A 21,584-nucleotide genomic window follows, 5' to 3' on the forward strand; every position below is an offset into this window, starting at 1 on the left:
CCCTTCGACAGGGAGCCCCTGAACCAGGGCTAGGCGTCGCCCTCGCGCTCCGCCAGGAATCGCTCGAACTCCAAGCCGATCTCGTCCGCCGAGGGGATGTCCACCGGTTCCGCGAGCATGTTGCCCCGCGTCTCGGCGCCCGCCGCGGCGTCATACTGGTGCTCGAGGCCCTGGACGAGGGAGACGAGCTCTTCGTCGCCCTCCTGGATCTGGCGGTCGATCTCCGTCTGCGTGCGGTGTGCTTCCGTACGCAGCGCGTGCGCGATGCCGGGGAGCACCAGGCCGGTCGCGGCCGTGATGGACTCCAGGACGGTCAGCGCGGCGTCCGGGTACGGGGAACGGGCGATGTAGTGCGGCACGTGCGCGGCGACGCCCAGGACGTCGTGTCCGGCCTCCATGAGGCGGTACTCGACGAGGGACTCGGCGCTTCCGGGCACCTGCGCCTCGTCGAAGGGGCTGCGGTGGCCGGGCACCAGCTCGGTGCGGTTGCCGTGCGGGGTGAGGCCCACGGGGCGCGTGTGCGGGACGCCCATGGGGATGCCGTGGAAGTTCACGGAAAGGCGGACGCCGAGCCGCTCCACGATCTGCTGCACGGCGGCGGCGAAGCGCTCCCACTCCACGTCCGGCTCAGGGCCGGACAGCAACAGGAAGGGCGCCCCCGTCGCGTCCTGCACGAGGCGTACGTCGAGCGTGGGCTCTTCGTATTGGGTCCAGCGGTCGCGCTTGAACGTCAGCAGCGGACGCCGGGCCCGGTAGTCCACGAGCCGGTCGTGGTCGAAGCGGGCCACGACCTGGTGGGGCAGCGAGTCGAGCAGCCGGTCGACGATCTGGTCGCCGGTCTCGCCCGCGTCGATGTATCCGTCGAAGTGGTAGAGCATGACAAGACCTGCCGACTCCTGGGCGAGCGCCACGTCGACAACGGCCAAGCCCTTCGGCTCCCATGCGTACAAACCCTGCGGATCAAGCACTGTGACCGCTCCTCCTCGTGTTCGTACTCCACAACGTGGTGCGGAGCGCGGGCATTCCCGCCCGCGCTCCGCGCCGCCGCCTCTTACCGACTTCTCAGCGGCCACGAGCGGCTGGAAGGACATCCGCGGACGGATGCCGAGTCATCCGCAGAGGGCTGTCCGGGCATCCACCGACGGCTACCAGGACAGCACGCGCGTGGGTTACGAGGACAGCACGCGCGCGTGCAGCGCGGTGACCGCCTTGCGTGCGGAGGTGAAGGCACCGTGCTGCCAGGCGTCGGTGTAACTGAGCCAGTCGCCCGCGAAGTAGACCCGCCCGGTGGGCTCGTTCAGCGCCTTGTAGCGGGCGTCGTCGGGCCCGCCGGGGGTGTCGTGCCAGGCGGCCTCCAGGTGGGGTGTCTGGCGCCAATGGTGCGAGAAGGAGGACGCGAGTTCGGTGCGGTACTTCTCGCCGTAGATCTTCACACCTGCGGCCACCGCGCGCTTCTCGCGCTCTTCAGGGGTGAGTTTCGCGTACGAGTCGGCGTCGTCCCCGTAGTTGTAGTAGCCGATCAGCACGCCACGCTCGCCGTGGAAGCCATAGGAGGGGTGCCAGATGTGGGTGACGTCCTGGTCGGTCTCGGTGATACCGCCGTAGATGTTGTGATCAAGCTCCCACCAGCGCGAACGGTACTCGAGACCGATTTTGGCCGCCGACGAGGGAGTGATCGCCTCCAGGGCGCTCTGCACTCCGGAGCCGAGGTTGTGCGGGATCTTGGCGAGGATGTTGGGCGGCAGGGCACCGATGCAGTAGTCGGCGTCGATGGACTGCGTACGGCCGCCCTGGGTGTAGGTGACGGTGATGCCACTCCCCTTGTCGGTGATTTTGGAGACCACGGCGCCCGTACGGACGCGGTGGGCCCCGATCGCCTTCGTCAGCGCCTTCGGTATCCGGTCCATGCCGCCCACCGGTTGGAACATCAGCATCGCCTGGTCGAAGCCGAACTCGAAGGAGAAGTAGCGGCCGACGCCGGTGGCGAAGACCTCGGAGGCGGTGGGGATGTCACCGAGGAGCGCACCGGGGGTTCCCGCGGCGGCGGGGACGGTGGTGTAGCCGCGGCGCTCACCGCCTTCGTACGTCAGCTTGTCGCCGAGTTCGCCGAAGTCCTTGAGGAACTCGACGAGTTTCTCCTGGTCGGTGGCGGTCAGCTCCTTGTCGAGAGCGCCCTTGTCGGTGGCCTTGGCGAGCAACTCGGAGACGTAGCCGTAGACATCGGCCTTGGCTGTGCGGTATCGCATCGGCTTGGTCATGCCGGTCGACTCGTTGTAGAGGTACGCGTCCGCGTTCGTGTTCGTGAACACCTCGATCGGGACGCCGAGTTCGCGGCAGTAGTCGAGAGTGATCATCCACTGCGGAAGGCGGGCGGGGCCCGCGTTCATGTAGTGGCCCTCGCCGAAGCGGGCCGTCTGTGTATTGCCGTAGAGGTCGGTGGTCGTATCGCCGCCGCGCACGGTGAAGTTGCGGCCGCCGGTGCGGTCCCTGGCCTCCAGGACCGTACAGTCGTAGCCCGCCTTGCCGAGCTCGTACGCGGACGCGAGTCCGGCGATGCCGCCGCCGACGATGACGACCTTGGCGGCGCCGCGTCCTGTGAGTGTGAAATCGCTCGACTTCAGTGCACGGAAGGGCTGTTCACGTCCTGCGGCCTGCGCGGTGGGTGCGAGGCCGAGGGCGCCCATGGTGGCGAACATCGCGCCCGCACCACCGGTGAGACCCACAGTGCGGAGAAAGGTGCGCCGGCTCGCGTCGGTGGATCGTCGCTGTGCTGCCATGACTTCGGCTCCCCTCACGATCTTGAATGACCCGGGGATCCTGGCAACGACCTGTTACGGCGCTGGAGTTACTCGTGTATCTGCCACGTTTCCCTCCCCGCACACCCGGACTGGTCCAGACCTTGACGCGAGCATGCGGCACTTTTACGTTCATGTAGGCACCCAACGTTCATGTGCAGGAACACGCTTCTATGCGAACCGACGGGAAGGTCCCCCCACATGCGTATCCGGCGCACGCTCCTCATCCCGCTGCTCGCCGCGACGGCAGCCACGGTCGGCGCAGCCCTGACCGCTCCCCCGGCCGAGGCCGCCCAGGTCATCGAGGTCTCCACCGCCGCCCAGCTGAAGTCCGCACTCACCTCGGCATCCCCCGGCGACACGATCCACCTCGCCGACGGCACGTACACGGGCAACTTCAAGGCGTCGACGGCGGCGAGCTCCGGCTCCCGCATCACCCTCACCGGATCCTCGAAGGCCGTCCTCAAGGCGAGCGGCGGCTACGGACTCCATCTCAACGGCGCCGCGTACTGGACGGTCCAGGGCCTCACCATCACCGGCGGACAGAAAGGCATCGTGATCGACTCGGCGAAGGGGGTCGTCGTCGACACGGTCACCGTCCACGGACTCGACATGGAGGGCGTCCACTTCCGCAACTCCAGCACGGACGGCGTGATCAAGAACTCGAAGATCTACGACACCGGCAACGACGGCCGTGGCATGGGCGAGGGCGTGTACGTCGGAACGGCCGGAGGAACCTCCGACAAGAGCGACCGCATCCAGATCACCGGCAACACGATCGGCCCGGACGTGGGCGGGGAGAACGTCGACATCAAGGAGGGCACCACCGGCGCCCGCATCACCGGCAACACCTTCGACGGCAGCGGCCTCACCGGCGCCAACTACGACGACTCCTGGGTCGATGTGAAGGGCAACGACGTCCTCGTGGAGAACAACAAGGGCACGTCCACGACGAACGACGGCTACGAGACCCACACCCAGCAGTCCGGCTGGGGCTGCGGCACGGTGTTCCGCTCCAACACCTCGGACCTGACGGGCGCGACCGGCGACAAACAGCTCGCGATCAACGTGACCAACTACGGCGCGAGCTGCCAGACGACCGTTTATGCGACGAACACGGTGACGGGAGGCAAGGGCCTCACCAACATCACGGTCACTCCATAGCGTCGTCCGAAGGAGCGCCCCGCAGAGGCGCGGGGCGCTGCACGGTCAGCCCCCGCACACCCGAGGAGTGAACACAAAAGAGCGGTGGGCCGCACCCCCACAAGGGGTACGGCCCACCGACCAGCTACTGCCTAGCGGAACCTACACGGTTCAGCTCTGGCCACCCGCGAGCTTCTCGCGAAGCGCGGCGAGGGCCTCGTCCGACGCCAGGGCGCCGGAGGTGTCGTCCGACTCCGAGGAGTACGAACCGCCGCCGCCGGCAGCGGCCGGAGCCGCACCCGCGTCGCCGCCCTCGGCCGCCGCCTGGGCGTCGGCCTCGCGGGACTTGATGACCTGCGCCTGGTGCTGCTCGAAGCGCTGCTGCGCCTCGGCGTACTGGTGCTCCCAGGCCTCGCGCTGGGTCTCGTAGCCCTCGAGCCAGTCGTTGGTCTCGGGGTCGAAGCCCTCGGGGTAGATGTAGTTGCCCTGGTCGTCGTAGGACGCGGCCATGCCGTACAGGGTCGGGTCGAACTCGACCGAGGCCGGGTCGGCACCGAAGGACTCGTTGGCCTGCTTCAGCGAGAGGCTGATGCGGCGGCGCTCGAGGTCGATGTCGATGACCTTGACGAAGATCTCGTCGTTGACCTGGACGACCTGCTCCGGGATCTCCACGTGGCGCTCGGCCAGCTCGGAGATGTGGACCAGACCCTCGATGCCCTCGTCCACGCGGACGAACGCACCGAACGGAACGAGCTTGGTGACCTTACCCGGGACGACCTGACCGATCTGGTGCGTACGGGCGAACTGCTGCCACGGGTCTTCCTGCGTCGCCTTGAGCGACAGGGAGACGCGCTCGCGGTCCATGTCGACGTCGAGAACCTCGACGGTGACTTCCTGGCCGACCTCGACAACCTCGGAGGGGTGGTCGATGTGCTTCCAGGAGAGCTCGGAGACGTGCACGAGACCGTCGACGCCACCCAGGTCCACGAAGGCACCGAAGTTGACGATCGAGGACACGACGCCGGAGCGGACCTGACCCTTCTGCAGGGTGGTGAGGAACGTCTGGCGAACCTCGGACTGGGTCTGCTCCAGCCAGGCGCGGCGGGACAGGACCACGTTGTTGCGGTTCTTGTCCAGCTCGATGATCTTGGCCTCGAGCTCCTTGCCCACGTAGGGCTGGAGGTCGCGGACACGGCGCATCTCGACGAGGGAAGCCGGCAGGAAGCCACGGAGGCCGATGTCGAGGATGAGACCACCCTTGACGACCTCGATGACGGTACCGGTGACGATGCCGTCCTCTTCCTTGATCTTCTCGATGGTGCCCCAGGCGCGCTCGTACTGGGCGCGCTTCTTCGAGAGGATCAGGCGGCCTTCCTTGTCCTCCTTCTGGAGAACAAGGGCTTCGATCTCGTCACCGACGGCGACGACCTCGTTCGGGTCGACGTCGTGCTTGATCGAGAGCTCGCGGCTCGGGATGACACCTTCGGTCTTGTAACCGATGTCGAGCAGGACCTCGTCCCGGTCGACCTTCACGATGACGCCGTCGACGATGTCGCCGTCGTTGAAGTACTTGATCGTCTCGTCGATCGCGGCGAGGAAGGCTTCCTCGTTACCGATGTCGTTGACCGCAACCTGCGGGGTGGTGGCGGTGGTCTCGGTGCTGCTCGTCATGTGGGAAAGGGCTCCGGTACGGACGGTGAGTCGTAGGTACTGCTTACGCCGGGAGCCCGTTTCGCTCTGCAGAAGGCCGGACAGCCAAGGAAGCGCCCAACCTGGACGGTGTTTTTACAAACACATCCCAGTGGCGCCTCGAAAACCGAGGGGACATACATACAGATGCGAGCGCAGCCTGCTACGTCTGAGGAGCGCAGGCCCGCAGCGCAACTTGTAGCATACGGGGGCAGCCGGGCAGGGTCAATGCGCGAAGGCGCACACCCGGGGCGGATCGCCGCATACCCGGCACAAGACCTGTCTCATGAGGCCACGCGGGCCGTAGCGCGCCTCTGTCGTGACATCCCCGAGACGGGTTGGACGGAAGAGTACGACGAGGGAGCCGATCATCCAAGAGCCCGAACCCTTCGAACCCGAAGCCACCCGACGCGACGCCGGCGTCACGGAGAGTTCCCGCGCCAGTCGTGGCTGGTGGGACCGGAACGCGGACGAGTACCAGATCGAGCACGGCACGTTCCTCGGAGACGACCGTTTCGTGTGGGGACCCGAGGGTCTCGACGAGGTGGAGGCCGAGCTGCTCGGCCCGCCGGAGGACCTGAAGGGCAAGGACGTCCTGGAGATCGGCGCCGGCGCGGCGCAGTGCTCGCGCTGGCTGGCCGGCCAGGGGGCGCGTCCGGTGGCCCTGGACCTCTCCCACCGCCAGCTCCAGCACGCGCTGCGCATCGGCGGTTCCGTGCCGCTCGTGGAGGCGGACGCGGGCGCCCTGCCGTTCGCCGACGGCTCCTTCGACCTCGCGTGCTCGGCCTACGGCGCGCTGCCGTTCGTGGCCGACCCGGTCCGCGTCCTGCGGGAGGTATGCCGGGTGCTGCGCCCCGGGGGCCGCTTCGTCTTCTCGGTGACGCATCCGATCCGCTGGGCGTTCCCGGACGAGCCCGGCCCCGAGGGGCTGAGCGTCGCCGCCTCCTACTTCGACCGCACTCCTTATGTGGAGCAGGACGAAGAGGGCCGCGCGATGTACGTCGAGCACCACAGGACGATCGGTGACCGCGTCCGCGACGTCGTGGCCGGCGGGTTCCGCCTGGTCGACCTCGTCGAGCCGGAGTGGCCCGCCTGGAACACCCAGGAGTGGGGCGGCTGGTCCCCGCTGCGCGGGAATCTGATCCCGGGGACGGCGATCTTCGTCTGCGAGCGGGACTGAACGCACAGAAAGAAAGAATGAGGGGCCCACGCGTGCGTGGGCCCCTCTTCTTTGTCGCGCGCGTGTGCGTGACGGCCCGCACGCGCGCGACACGGCATTTCGACGCGCGGACGGGACTGGTTTGACGCTCGTACGAGACTGGGGGCGTGATCCGTTTCGACGCCCTGGACCTGCTGCCCGTACGCGGCGCGCTGCCCGGCCTGAACGACGCCCTGGAGGGCGGCGGCAGCGCGGTGCTCGTGGCGCCGCCCGGCACCGGCAAGACGACCCTCGTCCCGCTGGAGCTCGCCGGTCTGCTGGAGGACGGGCGGCCGCTGCGCCGGGTCGTCGTCGCCGAGCCGCGGCGGATCGCCGCCCGGGCCGCCGCGCGGCGGATGGCGTGGCTGCTCGGCGAGAAGGTGGGCGAGAGCGTCGGCTACACCGTGCGCGGGGAGCGGGTCGTCGGCCGCCGCGCGCGCGTGGAGGTCGTCACGACCGGTGTCCTGCTGCAGCGGCTCCAGCGGGACCAGGAGCTGGCGGGCGTCGACGTCATCGTGCTCGACGAGTGCCATGAGAGACATCTGGACGCGGACACGGTGGCCGCCTTTCTGCTGGACGTACGGGCCGCTCTCCGCCCCGAGCTGCGACTGGTGGCCGCGTCCGCGACGACGGACGCCCAGGGGTGGGCCCGGCTACTGGGCGACGCGCCGGTGGTCGAGGCGCAGGGCGTCTCCCATCCGGTCGAGGTGGTGTGGGCGCCGCCGGTACGCCCGGTACGGCCGCCGCACGGGATGCGGGTGGACCCGGCGCTGCTGACGCATGTGGCGTCGGTGGTGCGGCGGGCGCTGGCCGAGCGCGAGGGGGACGTGCTGTGCTTCCTGCCCGGCGTCGGGGAGATCGCGCGGGTCGCCGGGCAGCTGGGGGACCTCGGCGAGATCGACGTGCTTCAGGTGCACGGACGGGCGCCGGCCCCGGTGCAGGACGCGGTGCTGTCGCCGGGAGTACGGCGCCGGGTGGTCCTCGCGACCGCGGTGGCCGAGTCATCGCTGACGGTTCCCGGAGTACGGGTGGTCGTCGACTCCGGGCTCGCGCGGGAGCCGCGGGTGGACCACGCGCGCGGGCTGAGCGCGCTGACGACCGTACGGGCCTCGCAGGCGGCGGGGCGGCAGCGGGCGGGGCGCGCCGGGCGTGAGGCGCCGGGAGCGGTGTACCGGTGCTGGGCGGAGGCCGAGGACGCGCGTCTGGCCCGTTTCCCCGCGCCGGAGATCAAGGTGGCCGACCTGACGGCGTTCGCCCTCCAGGCGGCCTGCTGGGGCGACCCGGAGGCGACGGGGCTCGCACTCCTCGACCCGCCGCCGGGTGGGGCGATGGCCGCGGCGCGCTCGGTTCTGTCGGCCATCGGTGCGGTGGATTCCGCGGGGCGGGCCACGGAACGGGGCGCGCTCATGTCCCGGCTCGGGTTGCACCCGCGGCTGGCCCGGGCGCTGCTGGACGCGGCGCCCTCGGTCGGTGCGGAGCGGGCCTCCGAGGTCGTCGCCCTCTTGAGCGAGGAGCCGCCTCGGGAGTACGGCGACGACCTCGCCGCGGCGTGGCGTGCCGCCCGGCGTGGGAGTGACGCCTACGCCGGTCGCTGGCGTGCGGAGGCCCGGCGCCTGCTGGCCGGCGCCTCAACCGGCAGCGAGACGGCCACCGCGCCTTCCACGCCCGCCTCCGGCGTGACGGGTGGGCGGGCGAGTGCCGGGGACGACCGCGTCGTGGGTCTCGTCGCCGCCCTCGCCTTCCCCGAGCGGGTCGCGCGAGCGCAAGGCGGCTCCTATCTGATGGCCTCCGGGACCCGGGCCGAGCTCGGGGACGGCTCGGGGCTGCGCGGGGCGTCCTGGCTCGCTGTGGCGGTGGCGGATCGGCCCGTGGGCGCCGGGCACGCGCGTGTACGGCTCGGCGCCGCCATCGACGAGGAGACGGCGCGTCGGGCCGCGGGGAGCCTGTATGCCGAGGGCGACGAGGTCCACTGGGCGGGCGGGGACGTCGTTGCGCGGCGGGTGGAGCGGTTGGGGGCCGTGGAGCTGGCAGTGCGCCCGATGAAGGACGCCGACTCCGGGCTCGTACGAGAGGCTCTTCTGGAGGGACTGCGGGAGGAGGGGCTCGGGCTGCTGCGGTGGACGCGAGACGCGGAGCTGCTGCGCCAGCGGCTCGCCTTTCTGTACCACCACCTGGGTGCTCCTTGGCCCGACGTGCGCGACGACGCCCTCCACGCGCGCGTGGAGGAATGGTTGGAGCCGGAGCTCGGGCGGGCGCGTCGGCGGGCCGACCTGGGGAGGATCGATGCCGGTCAGGGGCTCGGCCGGCTGCTTCCATGGGCCACCGGCGATGCCGCGCGGCTCGACGAGCTCGCGCCGGAGCGGATCGAGGTGCCGAGTGGGTCCAGAATCCGGATCGACTACCAGGATCCTGAACGTCCCGTACTGGCGGTGAAGCTGCAGGAGATGTTCGGGCTGGCCGAGACTCCCCGCGCCGCCGGTGTGCCGGTGCTCGTGCATCTGCTCTCCCCCGCAGGACGGCCCGCCGCCGTCACCGCCGACCTCGCCTCGTTCTGGAGGGACGGCTACAAGGCCGTGCGGGCCGAACTGCGCGGGCGTTATCCCAAGCACCCCTGGCCCGAGGACCCGGCCACCGCCGAGCCCACCCGGCACACCAACGCCCGGCTCAGGCGGTGACCGACTCGGGTTCCTCGGCCTGAGTCGGCGCCGGATCGCCGGGCCTGCGGCTGCGGGCCTCCAGGTACAACGACACCGACAGCAGACCGGCGCCCAGGAGCAGGAAGCCCCAGGGGAGGTACGAGGTCATCAGGAGGACCAGGGTGCGGTTCGACTTGACCAGGTCGACCGTGTGCTTGATGTAGTCCTCGCGCATCTTCACGTGCCCGGAGAAGGCGGTCACTTTGTCACGGCCGCCCAGCAGGGTCCCGCCGCGCAGTTCCTCCTTGTGAATCTCCTCGCCGTAGACGGGCGCCCCGGTGACCGGCTCCACCCAGAACTTGCGGACCGTCGTGTACCAGATGGTCGTCCCTGTCTTGGCGAGCGACTCCTGGGTGATGCCCTTGACGGGCATGGCCTTGGGGAAGTGGACCTTGGTCCAGGGAATGGTCTGCTCGAAGTAGTAGACCTTGACTCCGCGGAAGCTCTCGGTGCCCTTGTAGTGGATGGGGTGGGTGGTGCGGGTCTGCATGTCGAAGTACTCGTAGTCCCGCTTCTCCGTCATGAAGGGCCACTTGAACTCGATGCCCTCGCGTGTGACGGGGTCGCCGTCGACCATCTCGCCCGTGGCGTGGACGGGTTCCTGGCTGTGCGCGTCGAAGATGTAGCGCTCGGGGATCTTGGAGACCATCTTGCCGTCGGGGCCCTGAATGTAGGAGAGCGAGTCCCAGACGACGACGTCCCGGCCCGCGGTCTTCTCGATCTTCTCGGAGGCTTCGACGTTGCCCTTGAGGGTCTGTACGACGGTGACCTTGGGGACCTTCCTGGCCTTCATGGTGCCGTAGTCGAGGAGAGTCGCGTCCTTCGCCTCCAGGACCATGTCCTGGTACTGGTTGGCGGGGATCTTCGCCAGGCGCGGGAAGGCGTACCAGCGCAGCAGTGGGGACAGCGCCGTGAAGAACACGGCGAAGGCGAGCAGGATCAGGCTTGCCTTGCGACGCATCTCGGCGTCCCTCCCTGGGAGTTACGGGGGTGCGGGCACGGGGTACGGGTGCGGGGCACTTGCTACGGATGTTCGGGCACAGTGGTCAGCAACGGCTTCGGTGACGTCTTTCCGGCCGGTGAGCCCATGGCCGTGATGGTCAGCACCAGGGCGAGCGCCACGGCGAGACCGATCGCGGCGGCGATGAGGGCACGCATGCGGCCTCCCGAGAGCCAGGAACTGATAGTTCGTCAGGTCCGGCACCGTAGCAACGGCGGGCCGAGATGAGAACACGTTTCACACATGGACAAGGGCGCTCCTCCGCCCGGAAGCGGAGGAGCGCCCTGGACGCGCGTACGGACTACGAGGTGGCTGCCGCCACTTTCAGCTCCACGGTCAGCGTCGCGCCGCCCGTGGTGTTGATACGGAGCAGGAACGTGCCGGTGCTGTCGTCCGCGTACAGCTTCGGGAGCTTGAGCACACCGTCGGCGTCCGTGGTGAGGTCCGTGAGGGTGCGTACGGTCTTGCCGTCCGCGTCCTTGAAGTACGGTCCCTTGTCGTTCTCGGTCGCGTCGTCCGCCGACTTGATGAGCGTCGCGGTGGCCGCGACCTTGTCCGCGACGGCGCCGTTGTAGGTGGCCTTCACCTCGACCTGGTCGGCGAACTCGCCGCCCGGCACGCAGGTCAGCGCGGTATCGCTGGTGCGGGTGAGGGTGTCGGCCTGGCGCGGGGTGACGGTCGCCGCGTAGTCGAGGCCGGCCATGACGCGGCCGACGACGGTGGCGCGCACCGTGAAGTCGCCGGTCTTCTCGCCGGCGACGAGCGCGGGCGCGGTGGCCGTACCCGTGCTGTTGGTGACGACCGTGGCGACGGTCTCGCCCCCGGTGAAGGTGGCGTCCGTGTCGTCGCCGACGATCGTGAACCGCACCCGGACCTTCCCCACCGCCTTGCCGGCCTCGGTCTCGGTCCGTACGGCGACCTTCTCGGCGAACGTGTCGCCCGCCGTCGCCGTGAGCTTCCCGGTGCCCGCGTCCTCCAGGTGGTCCACGGTCTCGGTGGGGGTGGGCGGCGTCGGACTCGGCGGCGGCGTCGAGGGAGTGGACGGCGTGGACGGGTCCGGGCTGGGACTGCTCGACCCACCGTCTCCCGGCTTGGGAGTGCTCGGCTTCGGGCTCGGCGTCGAGGGCGCGGGCGGCGTCGGGCGGGGACTCGCCCCGGAGTTGTCGTCGCTGTTGTGCGAAGGCAGCGTGCCCGTGCCGTTCGGCACCTCGTGGGTGCCCTTGCGGTAGTACTCGAGCCACGACAGGACCGTGTTCAGGTACGCCGTCGAGTTGTTGTAGCTGAGAATCGAGGCGTTCATCTGCGACTGGACCGACATGTCGTGGTCGAACCGGCAGAGGTAGTGGCCGGCCGCGAGGGCCGCGTCGTAGATGTTGTTGGGGTCCTTCTTGCCGTCGCCGTTGCCGTCGCGGCCCGCCCACTCCCAGGTGGAGGGGATGAACTGCATCGGCCCCACCGCGCGGTCGTGCGTGGAGTCGCCGTCGTACACGCCGTTGTCGGTGTCGCTGATGTTCGCGAAACCATTGCCGTTGAGGACCGGGCCGAGGATCGGCGAGTACGTCGTGCCGCTCGCGTCGACGCGGCCGCCGCGGGCCTGGCCCGACTCGACCTTGCCGATGGCGGCGAGGAGTTGCCAGGGCAGGTTGCAGCCCGGCTTGGACTCGCTCAGGGACGCCGCGGCCTTCTTGTAGGCATCGAGGACGGTCGCCGGGATGCCCGCCTCGGCGTCACCCCTGGAAACGGGCGTACCGACGGTCGGTGACGGGCTCGGGCTGTCGAGCGGCGGCAGGTCCGTGTAGTAGCGCGAGTTGCCGGTCGCGGTGTCGTCGCCGCTCGCGTCCGGTGCGGCTTCGGCGCCGGTCGTCTGTCTGCCGTGGTCGTCGGTGGTCACTCCCGGGGCCTGGGACGCGGACAGAGCCGCGACCGCGGCCGCGGCCACGGCGGTGGTAGCCGCCCCCTTGCGCAGCCTCCTGCCGAAATGCGCCGCCATTGAGTGAACCCCTCCCGTGGACGACCGCTTCCGCGCTTCGTCGTGCGCTTCCTGCTGGTGTTCGACCGTGCTTCCCGGCACGGTGACCCAGGTGACCCTACGACAACTTCCGTCGCCCGGGCACCCGTTCGCGCCCGGTATTCACCGGTTGGCCATGTGTGATGCTGCGCGGAATGCCGCGTCCGCGTGGCCTACTCAGGTGTTTTCACACGTCCCTCATACTGGGCGTCAGCGATCAGCGGGGCGGACATGACCGCCCGACATCAGCCGCAGGGGGACGACTTGCCCTTCACTCTCAGCCATGCGGCGGCCGTGCTGCCCGCCGTGCGCGGTGACGGAAGCGGTCGTGGCCGTCTGGTTCCCGCCGTTCTCGTGGCCGGTTCGTTCGCTCCCGACATGACCTATTACGCGGCGAGTGTGCTGCCCGGGGCGATGGAGTTCGGCGCCTTCACGCATTCGTTCACCGGCGTGTTCACCTTCGACGTGCTCGTCGCGTGGGCACTCGTGGGTGCCTGGCTGGTGCTGCGCGAGCCCCTGGTGGCGCTGCTGCCGCCGGCCCGGCAGGGGCGTCCGGCACGGCTGCTGCGCTGCGGGGCGCCACGCCGACGCCCGCGTACGTCGACAGCCTTGTGGTGGTACGGCTCCGCTGTGCTCGGCGCGCTGACGCATGTCGTGTGGGACGCGTTCACGCATCACGACCGATGGGGAGTGCGGCTGCTCCCCGTGCTGGGGCGGGATGTCGGGGGCACGCCGGTGTTCTTGTACGCGCAGTACGGGAGTTCGGCGGTGGCGGCCGTCGTGATCGCGGTCTTCGTGGTCGTCGCGCTGCGCCGGACGTCCTCCGGCGAACCCGTGGGGGTGCCGGTGCTGTCCGCCTCCGACCGGTGGCTGGCGGCTGCCGTTCTCGGGTGCTGCGCGCTCGTGGGCGCGGTGCAGCGGGCTTCGCGCTGGTGGGCCTACTGGGGCTCCCGCGCGAAGCCGTGGGAGTTGATCCCGCCACTGTGCTTCGGTGCGGGCGCGGGCCTGGTGCTCGGCCTCGGGCTGTACGCCGTGGGGGTCAGGGTGTGGCGTCCGGCTCCTGCTCGTCCCAGCCCGGCAGCGGCTCATAGGGAGCCGAGCCGTCCGACTTCTCGCTGATCACGCCCTCCGGGGTGGCACTCTGGATCACGCCGCGTCCCGGGTTCAGACCGCGGTGCACGGCCTGCGCGATGCGCTCGATGGTGCGGACCCCGTACGCCATCGTCGGGTTGTCGTGCGACAGGACGACGATGCGGTACGTGCGGTGGGGGCCCGTGAACGCGCCCACGCTGTGCACCCGCCAGCCGTGCGTCGCCCGGGGCAGCCAGCCGTTCTTCATCTGGGCCTTGAGGCCTTTCGGCATGCCGGCGCGCACCCCCCAGCGCTGGTCGCTGCGGACCTGGCTCATCAGCTTCAGGCCGTAGGCGCGGGTCTTCAGGAACGAGCGGGCATTGGTGAGCACGTCCAGCAGCCGCATCTGGTCGGCGGCCGTGGTGCGGGTCAGGCCCCAGTAGCCGTCCGGGCCGAGCAGGGTCCCGGACGTCCCGACGCGGGCGAGGAGGCGACCGAGGTAGGCGTGCCCGAGATCGGTCCACAGCCGCCGGGCGGACGTATTGTCCGACCTGATGATCATTGGGCGGATGTTGGCCAGTTCCCAGTCGGTGAGTGAGCGGCCGAGTTCCTCCGCCCGCCGCAGGGTGCCCTCCATGATCACGACCTTGACGATGCTCGCCGAGTCGTACTGCCGTTCGCTCGCGAGGGCGCAGGTCAGGCCGGTGTCGTCGTCGCTGACCGCCACGGAGACGGTGCCCTGGCGGGACGACAGCGCCGCATGGATGTCGCGGGACAGCCGGGCGGCGAGGCCGGGGTCACGGGTGGAGCGGCAGGCCGCTGGCACCTGAGCGGTGCTGGCTTCCGCGGCGACCGCGGGTGTCGGCGCGAGAAGCGCCGAGACGACAGCTGTGGCCGCGAGGACGACGGCGGTGGCCATGGCCGTGCGGCAGTGGAGCGTGCGTATGCCCATGCCCGCATCCTTACGGCCCCTCTGGGCGGGGGGCGCCTTTGCGGGGGCCACGCGGGTGACGGTTCCCTCCGGGGGTTGGGCGGGTACGGCGGGCCTGCGCTCTCCGGCTCGGCCCGGGTGGGGCTTGCCCCGCGGGCGGCCCCGCGTGCCGGGGGCTCGGCTCCGGCTGGGCCGAGGTGGGGCATGCCCTGCGGGCCGCCTTTGGGGCCGGGGCCCGGTTGTCCCGGCCCCGCTGGACGACGCTCGCCCCGCGGGCGACCCCAGGGCTTCCGGCCGGTTCGGCACCGCCGAGCGCCGTGGAGGCTCTCGCCGAACAACGCCGAGTTCTCGCCATCGCGGGCGGACATGCAGGGGCCCGGCACCGTGCGGTGCCGGGCCCCTGAAAGCGCGGGCCGCAGGGCAGCGCCTCCCCGTCCGCAGACAAGGCCCCTCGGCGGGAGCCGCCCAGCCGCTCAGCCGCCGGAGGCTGGTGCGCCGCAGGCTAGTGCGCCGCCGACTCCCAGTCCGCGCCCGAGCCGATGGACACGTCCAGGGGAGCCCGGAGGTCGACGGCGGACGCCATCTCATGGCGGAGGAGTTCCTCGGCCTTGGCACGCTCGCCCGGGGCGATCTCCAGGACGATTTCGTCGTGGACCTGGAGGAGCATGCGGGACTTGAGGCCCGCCTCGCGCAGCGCGCGGTCCACGTTCAGCATGGCGATCTTGACGATGTCCGCCGCCGTGCCCTGGATCGGGGCGTTGAGGGCCATGCGCTCGGCCGCCTCGCGGCGCTGGCGGTTGTCGCTGTTGAGGTCCGGCAGGTAGCGGCGGCGGCCGAAGAGCGTCGCCGTGTAGCCCGTCGCCCTCGCCTCGTCGACCACGCGGCGCAGATAGTCCCGTACGCCTCCGAAGCGCTCGAAGTAGGTGTCCATCAGCGCCCGCGCCTCACCCGCGTCGATGTTCAGCTGCTGGGAGAGGCCGAAGGCCGACAGCCCGTACGCCAAGCCGTACGACATCGCCTTGATCTTGCGCCGCATCTCCGCGTCGACCGCGGACCGCTCCACGGAGAACACCTGGGAGGCGACGGTGGTGTGCAGGTCCTCGCCGGAGGTGAACGCCTCCAACAGGCCCTCGTCCTCCGACAGATGGGCCATGACGCGCAGTTCGATCTGGCTGTAGTCGGCGGTCATGAGGGATTCGAAGCCCTCGCCGACCACGAAGCCACGCCGGATGGCGCGGCCCTCGTCCGTACGGACCGGGATGTTCTGCAGGTTCGGGTCCGTGGAGGAGAGGCGGCCGGTCGCCGCCACCGTCTGATTGAACGTCGTGTGGATGCGGCCGTCCGCCGCGATCGTCTTGATCAGGCCCTCGACCGTGGAACGCAGCTTCGCCTGCTCGCGGTGGCGGAGCATGATCACCGGCAGGTCGTTCTCGGTCTGTGTCGCGAGCCACGCCAGCGCGTCCGCGTCCGTCGTGTAGCCCGTCTTCGTCTTCTTCGTCTTCGGCAGGGCCAGCTCGCCGAAGAGGACTTCCTGGAGCTGCTTGGGCGAGCCCAGATTGAACTCGTGCCCTGCGGCCGCGTGCGCCTCCTTCACCGCCTGCTGCACGGCGCCCGCGAACATCTGCTCCATGGCCTCCAGGTGGGTCCTGTCCGCCGCGATGCCGTGCCGCTCCATGCGGGCCAGCAGCGTGGACGTGGGCAGTTCCATGTCCCGGAGCAGGTCGGCCGCGCCGACCTCCGTCAGCTTCTCGCCGAACGCCTCGCCCAGGTCGAGGATCGTGCGGGCCTGCGCCATCAGCGCATCGGCCTCGGCCTGCTCGTCGGTGCCGAAGGCGAGCTGGCCGTCGGCCGCGGCGGCGGGCCCCAGCTCCCGACCGAGGTACTCCAGGGACAGCGCGTCCAGCGCGAAGGAGCGACGCCCGGGCTTGACCAGATAGGCGGCGAGCGCGGTGTCCATGGACACGCCCTCGATGCTCCAGCCGTGCTCGGCGAAGACCCGCATCGCGCCCTTGGCGTTGTGCATGATCTTGGGCTTCTTGGGGTCGGCGAGCCACTTCGCGAACGCGTTATCGTCGGCCTCGTCCAGCTGCGACGGGTCGAACCACGCGGCCGCACCGTCGGCGGCGGCGAGCGCGACCTCGGCCACGGAGCCCGTGCCCAGCGCCCACGCGTCGACGGTGGCCAGACCGAGGACCGTCGTGCCGTGCTCGGCGAGCCATTGCTGCAGCTCGCCCGTGCCCAGCACCGTGCCGTCGAGCTCGACGCCCGCGGCGACAGGCTGCGTCCCTTCGGCCTCCTCGGTGCCCGGGTCGACGGCGAGGAGCCGCTCGCGCAGCGACGGGTTACGGATCTCCAGGGTGTCCAGGACCATCGCGACGGCCTTGCGGTCGTACGCCGCGCGCTCCAGGTCCGCGACCGTCCTGGGCAGCTCCACGTCCTTCACCATCTCGGTGAGACGGCGATTGAGCTTCACCGCCTCCAGGTGGTCGCGCAGATTCTGCCCGGCCTTGCCCTTGACCTCGTCGGCACGCTCGACCAGCTCCGCGAACGAACCGAACTGGTTGATCCACTTCGCGGCCGTCTTCTCGCCGACCCCGGGGATGCCCGGCAGGTTGTCGGACGGGTCGCCGCGCAGCGCCGCGAAGTCGGGGTACTGCGCCGGCGTCAGCCCGTACTTCTCGACGACCTTGTCCGGAGTGAACCGGGTCAGCTCCGAGACGCCCTTCGTCGGATACAGCACCGTCGTGTGCTCGGAGACCAGCTGGAAGGAGTCGCGGTCGCCGGTGACGATCAGCACCTCGAAGCCCTCGGCCTCGGCCTGCGTGGCCAGGGTCGCGATGATGTCGTCGGCCTCGAAGCCGTCGACCGCGAACCGCTGGGCGTGCATCGCGTCGAGGAGCTCGCCGATCAGCTCGACCTGCCCCTTGAACTCGTCCGGGGTCTTCGACCTGTTCGCCTTGTACTCGGTGAACTCCTCGGAGCGCCATGTCTTGCGGGATACGTCGAACGCCACCGCGAAATGCGTGGGCGCCTCGTCGCGCAGCGTGTTCGCCAGCATCGACGCGAAACCATAGATGGCGTTCGTCGGCTGGCCGGTCGCGGTGGTGAAGTTCTCCGCGGGCAGCGCGAAGAACGCGCGGTACGCCAGCGAGTGCCCGTCCATGAGCATGAGGCGCGGACGGCCGCTGCCAGGCTTCTTCTCGGTCTTCTTCGATGCTGTTTCTGCCACGCCCCCGATCCTGCCACGGCGCACTGACAGTGCGGACCGCCCGGGACCGGGCACCGTCGTTGTCGGTGCCGCGTGCGAGGATCGAATATCTACAGGGGACGTGTGCACGCGAAGGGGTTCAGCGATGGCCAGCAAGCCGCCGAAAAGCGATCCGGTTCAGGACGCGCCGCAGGTCGCCGAGCCGAAGCACGCCGCAGCCGGGCTGCCCGCCATCGGGCACACCCTGCGCATCGCACAGCAGCAGATGGGTGTGCGCCGCACCGCGCTGACCCTGCTGCGCGTCAACCAGAAGGACGGCTTCGACTGTCCGGGCTGCGCCTGGCCCGAGCCGGAGCACCGGCACACGGCGGAGTTCTGTGAGAACGGCGCGAAGGCGGTCGCCGAGGAGGCCACCCTGCGCCGGGTCACCCCCGACTTCTTCGCCGCGCACCCGGTGACCGACCTCGCGACCCGCAGCGGCTACTGGCTGGGCCAGCAGGGCCGCCTCACACACCCCATGTACCTCCCCGAGGGCGCCGACCACTACGAGCCGGTCACCTGGGAGCGCGCCTTCGACATCGTCGCCGAGGACCTGAAGAGCCTCGGTTCCCCCGACGAGGCCCTCTTCTACACCTCCGGGCGCACGAGCAACGAGGCCGCCTTCCTTTACCAGCTGTTCGCCCGCGAGCTCGGCACGAACAACCTGCCGGACTGCTCGAACATGTGCCACGAGTCCTCGGGTTCGGCCCTCTCCGAGACCATCGGCATCGGCAAGGGCAGCGTCCTGCTCGACGATCTCTACAAGGCGGACCTGATCATCGTCGCCGGGCAGAACCCCGGCACGAACCACCCGCGCATGCTGTCGGCCCTGGAGAAGGCCAAGGCGAACGGCGCGAAGATCATCACGGTCAACCCGCTGCCCGAGGCGGGCCTCGAACGCTTCAAGAACCCGCAGACCCCCCAGGGCATGCTCAAGGGCGCCGCCCTCACCGATCTGTTCCTGCAGATCCGCCTCGGCGGCGACCAGGCCCTCTTCCGCCTGCTGAACAGGCTCATCCTCGACACGGAAGGCGCCGTCGACGAGGAGTTCATCGGCGAACACACCCATGGGTACGAGGAGTTCGCGGCCGCCGCCCGCGCCGCCGACTGGGACGAGACCCTCACCGCGACCGGCCTCACCCGCGAGAAGATCGACGAGGCCCTCCGCATGGTCCTCGCCTCCGAGCGCACCATCGTGTGCTGGGCGATGGGCCTCACCCAGCACAAGCACGCCGTGCCGACGATCCGCGAGGTCGTCAACTTCCTGCTGCTGCGCGGCAACATCGGCCGCCCCGGCGCGGGCGTGTGCCCGGTGCGCGGCCACTCGAACGTGCAGGGCGACCGCACGATGGGCATCTTCGAGCGCCCCGCCCCCGCCTTCCTGGACGCCCTGGAGAAGGAGTTCGGGTTCGCACCGCCCCGCGAGCACGGCTACGACGTCGTACGAGCCATCCGCGCCCTGCGCGACGGCGAGGCGAAGGTCTTCTTCGCGATGGGCGGCAACTTCGTCTCCGCGTCGCCCGACACCGAGGTGACGGAAGCGGCCATGCGCCGCGCCCGCCTCACCGTGCATGTGTCGACGAAGCTGAACCGCTCACACGCGATCACGGGCGCGCGTGCCCTGATCCTGCCGACCCTCGGCCGCACGGAGCGCGACCTCCAGGGCAGCGGCGAGCAGTTCGTGACCGTCGAGGACTCCATGGGCATGGTGCACGCCTCACGCGGCCGTCTGGAGCCCGCGAGCGGGCAACTGCTGTCCGAGCCGGCCATCGTCTGCCGACTCGCCCGCCGGGTCCTCGGGCACGAATCCCGTACGCCCTGGGAGGAGTTCGAGAAGGACTACGCGACCATCCGCGACCGCATCGCGCGCGTGATCCCCGGCTTCGAGGACTTCAACGCGCGCGTGGCGCACCCCGGGGGCTTCGCGCTCCCGCACGCCCCGCGCGACGAGCGCCGCTTCCCGACGGCCACCGGCAAGGCCAACTTCACGGCCGCTCCCGTCGAATACCCGAGGCTCCCCGAGGGCCGCCTGCTGCTGCAGACCCTGCGCTCGCACGACCAGTACAACACCACGATCTACGGCCTGGACGACCGCTACAGGGGGATCAAGAACGGTCGCCGGGTCGTGCTCGTCAACCCCGAGGACGCGCGTGAGCTGAAGCTCTCGGACGGCTCCTACGTCGACCTGGTCAGCGAGTGGACGGACGGCGTCGAGCGGCGTGCGCCCGGCTTCCGCGTCGTGCACTACCCGACCGCGCGGGGCTGCGCGGCCGCCTACTACCCGGAGACGAACGTCCTCGTCCCGCTGGACGCGACCGCCGACACCAGTAACACCCCTGCCAGCAAGTCCGTCGTCGTACGTCTGGAACAATCAGCAACCGACTGAGCGTTTGCTCAGTGAGAGTGATCCACGACGAAGCGATCCACGACGAACGGAGCCGGGCCCGATGGGCGAGCAGCACACCGTGAAGTTCCCGCAAGAGGTCATCGACGAGTACGCCGCGCTCGGCGTCGACCTGCCCGCGCTGTTCTCCGCGGGCCACCTCGGCGCCCGCATGGGCGTGCAGATCGTCGAGGCCTCCTCGGACCGCGTCGTGGGCACCATGCCGGTGGAGGGCAACACCCAGCCCTACGGCCTGCTGCACGGAGGCGCCTCCGCCGTCCTCGCCGAGACCATCGGCTCCGTCGGCGCCATGCTCCACGGCGGCAGCTCCAAGATCGCCGTGGGCGTCGACCTGAACTGCACGCACCACCGCGGAGTGCGCTCCGGCCTGGTCACCGGCGTGGCCACACCCGTACACCGCGGGCGCACCTCGGCGACGTACGAGATCGCCATCACGGACGAGGACGGCAAGCGCGTCTGCAGCGCCCGCCTGACCTGCGTCCTCAAGGACGCGCCCACCCACTGACGTCGAAGGGCACCCGCTCCCCGGTGCGCGGTGCGGGAGTTCGCCCGCCTCCCTAAGCGCCGGGGCACCCGCCGCGCGGTGCCCCGGGGCGCGAGCGGGCATTGGCGGAGCCCCACGCTCCGGCATAGCGTGAAGCATGACCGGCATCGGGCCCGTCGAGCCGTACCACCCCGATGACACCGACGGCCCTCACGAGGACTCCCCGACCGACCTGCTGTGGTCGAAATCCGCGCCCGCCACCACCCGTTGGGCGGCGCTCCCCCGCTCCCGCCGTCGCCTCCTGCAGGCCCTGATCGTCGCCGCGGCTGCCACCGGCACCTTCTTCACCCTGCACCCGAGCCCGGTCACCCAGGCCACCCCGAATCCCTACCCCTGGCCCGCCGGCGTCACCACCCTCCACTACAAGGGCCGCGGGCCCACCTCCGCGACCTACCGGTTCGAGATCGACGTCGCCCGCGGCAGTCCCGTCACCGTCCACCAAGTCGGCCCCGGACTACCCGAGTTGGCCGCCACCACCACACCCCCACTGCCACTGACAGTGAAGGCCGGGTCTCCCCGCCTGATCACCGTGCGCATCTCCGTATACAAGTGCGCCGCCCTGCCGCCCGCCCTCGACCTCCCCCACCTCGACCTGCTCCTCAGCAACAGGACCGCACGGCAGCAGCAGAGCTTTCTCTTTGGCGGCACCTACCCGCGCGACCTGTGGACCGACCTGCGCGCCGCCTGCTTCCCCAACACGGCCTCCCCCGCGCCCACTTCTCTCGACCGGGACACTTGGCGCGGCCTCACACGCCGGTAACAGTGGGTTACCTCTGCCGTAATGAAGCAATGCTCGCGCCCCACGACCCTCCGCGCCGCGTGTGACGCAATGCCCCAGCCCACAGCCACAACAGCCGA

The 21,584-nt window shown here is 70.2% G+C and carries 15 protein-coding genes; 7 read left to right on the forward strand and 8 right to left on the reverse strand.

All coding sequences use genetic code 11. From position 1 onward, the window contains the following. Positions 1-29: 29 nt before the first annotated feature. Both ACIBK0_RS10825 and ACIBK0_RS10830 read right to left on the reverse strand, forming a co-directional pair. Positions 30-968, reverse strand: coding sequence for a PAC2 family protein (locus tag ACIBK0_RS10825; protein WP_399077892.1), 939 nt, complete (start codon positions 966-968; stop codon positions 30-32). A gap of 201 nt (positions 969-1,169) precedes the next feature. Beyond that, positions 1,170-2,696 carry a flavin monoamine oxidase family protein gene (locus tag ACIBK0_RS10830; RefSeq protein ID WP_399078031.1) on the reverse strand — a complete coding sequence of 509 codons (1,527 nt, stop codon included), beginning with the start codon at positions 2,694-2,696 and terminating at the stop codon, positions 1,170-1,172. Between the two features lie 300 nt (positions 2,697-2,996). Between ACIBK0_RS10830 and ACIBK0_RS10835 the strand changes: the two genes are divergently transcribed. Then, on the forward strand, positions 2,997-3,959 hold the full coding sequence (locus tag ACIBK0_RS10835; protein WP_399077894.1) for a right-handed parallel beta-helix repeat-containing protein: 963 nt from the start codon (positions 2,997-2,999) through the stop codon (positions 3,957-3,959). Positions 3,960-4,109: 150 nt separating this feature from the next. On the opposite strand, the gene rpsA is transcribed toward ACIBK0_RS10835, so the two are convergent. Then, complete coding sequence (rpsA, locus tag ACIBK0_RS10840) at positions 4,110-5,609, reverse strand: 30S ribosomal protein S1 (protein ID WP_399077896.1); 1,500 nt, start codon at positions 5,607-5,609, stop codon at positions 4,110-4,112. A gap of 337 nt (positions 5,610-5,946) precedes the next feature. On the opposite strand from rpsA, the gene ACIBK0_RS10845 reads away from it, so the two are divergent. Beyond that, entirely contained in the window at positions 5,947-6,807 is an 861-nt protein-coding gene (locus ACIBK0_RS10845; RefSeq protein ID WP_399077898.1) for a class I SAM-dependent methyltransferase, read from the forward strand. A 146-nt stretch (positions 6,808-6,953) separates the two neighbouring features. Beyond that, entirely contained in the window at positions 6,954-9,500 is a 2,547-nt protein-coding gene (hrpB, locus tag ACIBK0_RS10850) for an ATP-dependent helicase HrpB (protein ID WP_399077900.1), read from the forward strand. Here the strand turns inward: hrpB and ACIBK0_RS10855 are convergent. The 3 genes from ACIBK0_RS10855 to ACIBK0_RS10865 all read right to left on the reverse strand — a co-directional run bounded on the left by ACIBK0_RS10855 (position 9,490) and on the right by ACIBK0_RS10865 (position 12,511). Continuing rightward, complete coding sequence (locus tag ACIBK0_RS10855) at positions 9,490-10,482, reverse strand: DUF3068 domain-containing protein (protein WP_399077902.1); 993 nt, start codon at positions 10,480-10,482, stop codon at positions 9,490-9,492. The two genes, hrpB and ACIBK0_RS10855, sit on opposite strands and share 11 nt — an antisense overlap. A 62-nt stretch (positions 10,483-10,544) precedes the next feature. Continuing rightward, on the reverse strand, positions 10,545-10,679 hold the full coding sequence (locus tag ACIBK0_RS10860) for an SPW_0924 family protein (RefSeq protein WP_399077904.1): 135 nt from the start codon (positions 10,677-10,679) through the stop codon (positions 10,545-10,547). 143 nt (positions 10,680-10,822) lie between these two features. Continuing rightward, positions 10,823-12,511: a lytic murein transglycosylase gene (locus ACIBK0_RS10865; RefSeq protein ID WP_399077906.1), complete on the reverse strand. Its 1,689-nt coding sequence runs from the start codon at positions 12,509-12,511 to the stop codon at positions 10,823-10,825. 282 nt (positions 12,512-12,793) lie between these two features. Here ACIBK0_RS10865 and ACIBK0_RS10870 point away from each other — a divergent pair, with 282 nt between their 5' ends. Next, positions 12,794-13,648 carry a DUF4184 family protein gene (locus ACIBK0_RS10870; RefSeq protein WP_399078033.1) on the forward strand — a complete coding sequence of 285 codons (855 nt, stop codon included), beginning with the start codon at positions 12,794-12,796 and terminating at the stop codon, positions 13,646-13,648. Here ACIBK0_RS10870 and ACIBK0_RS10875 read toward each other — a convergent pair. Both ACIBK0_RS10875 and polA read right to left on the reverse strand, forming a co-directional pair. Beyond that, positions 13,569-14,552 (reverse strand): serine hydrolase, encoded by a 984-nt coding sequence (locus ACIBK0_RS10875; RefSeq protein WP_399077908.1) that lies wholly within the window; start codon positions 14,550-14,552, stop codon positions 13,569-13,571. The genes ACIBK0_RS10870 and ACIBK0_RS10875 overlap by 80 nt on opposite strands. A 481-nt stretch (positions 14,553-15,033) precedes the next feature. Beyond that, positions 15,034-17,760, reverse strand: a complete 2,727-nt coding sequence (gene polA / locus ACIBK0_RS10880) for a DNA polymerase I (RefSeq protein WP_399077910.1) — start codon at positions 17,758-17,760, stop codon at positions 15,034-15,036. Between the two features lie 124 nt (positions 17,761-17,884). Here polA and ACIBK0_RS10885 point away from each other — a divergent pair, with 124 nt between their 5' ends. The 3 genes from ACIBK0_RS10885 to ACIBK0_RS10895 all read left to right on the forward strand — a co-directional run bounded on the left by ACIBK0_RS10885 (position 17,885) and on the right by ACIBK0_RS10895 (position 21,486). Then, a complete protein-coding gene (locus ACIBK0_RS10885) occupies positions 17,885-20,164 on the forward strand; it encodes an FdhF/YdeP family oxidoreductase (protein WP_399077912.1) in 2,280 nt (759 codons plus the stop codon). Positions 20,165-20,225: 61 nt separating this feature from the next. Next, entirely contained in the window at positions 20,226-20,687 is a 462-nt protein-coding gene (locus ACIBK0_RS10890; RefSeq protein ID WP_399077914.1) for a PaaI family thioesterase, read from the forward strand. Between the two features lie 136 nt (positions 20,688-20,823). Continuing rightward, positions 20,824-21,486 (forward strand): hypothetical protein, encoded by a 663-nt coding sequence (locus tag ACIBK0_RS10895; RefSeq protein ID WP_399077916.1) that lies wholly within the window; start codon positions 20,824-20,826, stop codon positions 21,484-21,486. Positions 21,487-21,584 lie beyond the last annotated feature (98 nt).

The sequence above is a fragment of the Streptomyces sp. NPDC050564 genome (assembly GCF_044457265.1).
Classification (GTDB): domain Bacteria; phylum Actinomycetota; class Actinomycetes; order Streptomycetales; family Streptomycetaceae; genus Streptomyces.

What these genes read in the sequence shown, in the direction of transcription:
- ACIBK0_RS10895 (WP_399077916.1), top strand. Translation starts at nt 20,824, where the DNA reads ATGACCGGCATCGGGCCCGTCGAGCCGTACCACCCCGATGACACCGAC.
- ACIBK0_RS10835 (WP_399077894.1), top strand. Translation starts at nt 2,997, where the DNA reads ATGCGTATCCGGCGCACGCTCCTCATCCCGCTGCTCGCCGCGACGGCA.
- ACIBK0_RS10855 (WP_399077902.1), bottom strand. Translation starts at nt 10,482, where the DNA reads ATGCGTCGCAAGGCAAGCCTGATCCTGCTCGCCTTCGCCGTGTTCTTC.
- rpsA (WP_399077896.1), bottom strand. Translation starts at nt 5,609, where the DNA reads ATGACGAGCAGCACCGAGACCACCGCCACCACCCCGCAGGTTGCGGTC.
- ACIBK0_RS10830 (WP_399078031.1), bottom strand. Translation starts at nt 2,696, where the DNA reads ATGTTCGCCACCATGGGCGCCCTCGGCCTCGCACCCACCGCGCAGGCC.
- ACIBK0_RS10875 (WP_399077908.1), bottom strand. Translation starts at nt 14,552, where the DNA reads ATGGGCATACGCACGCTCCACTGCCGCACGGCCATGGCCACCGCCGTC.
- ACIBK0_RS10885 (WP_399077912.1), top strand. Translation starts at nt 17,885, where the DNA reads ATGGCCAGCAAGCCGCCGAAAAGCGATCCGGTTCAGGACGCGCCGCAG.
- ACIBK0_RS10860 (WP_399077904.1), bottom strand. Translation starts at nt 10,679, where the DNA reads ATGCGTGCCCTCATCGCCGCCGCGATCGGTCTCGCCGTGGCGCTCGCC.
- ACIBK0_RS10890 (WP_399077914.1), top strand. Translation starts at nt 20,226, where the DNA reads ATGGGCGAGCAGCACACCGTGAAGTTCCCGCAAGAGGTCATCGACGAG.
- ACIBK0_RS10865 (WP_399077906.1), bottom strand. Translation starts at nt 12,511, where the DNA reads ATGGCGGCGCATTTCGGCAGGAGGCTGCGCAAGGGGGCGGCTACCACC.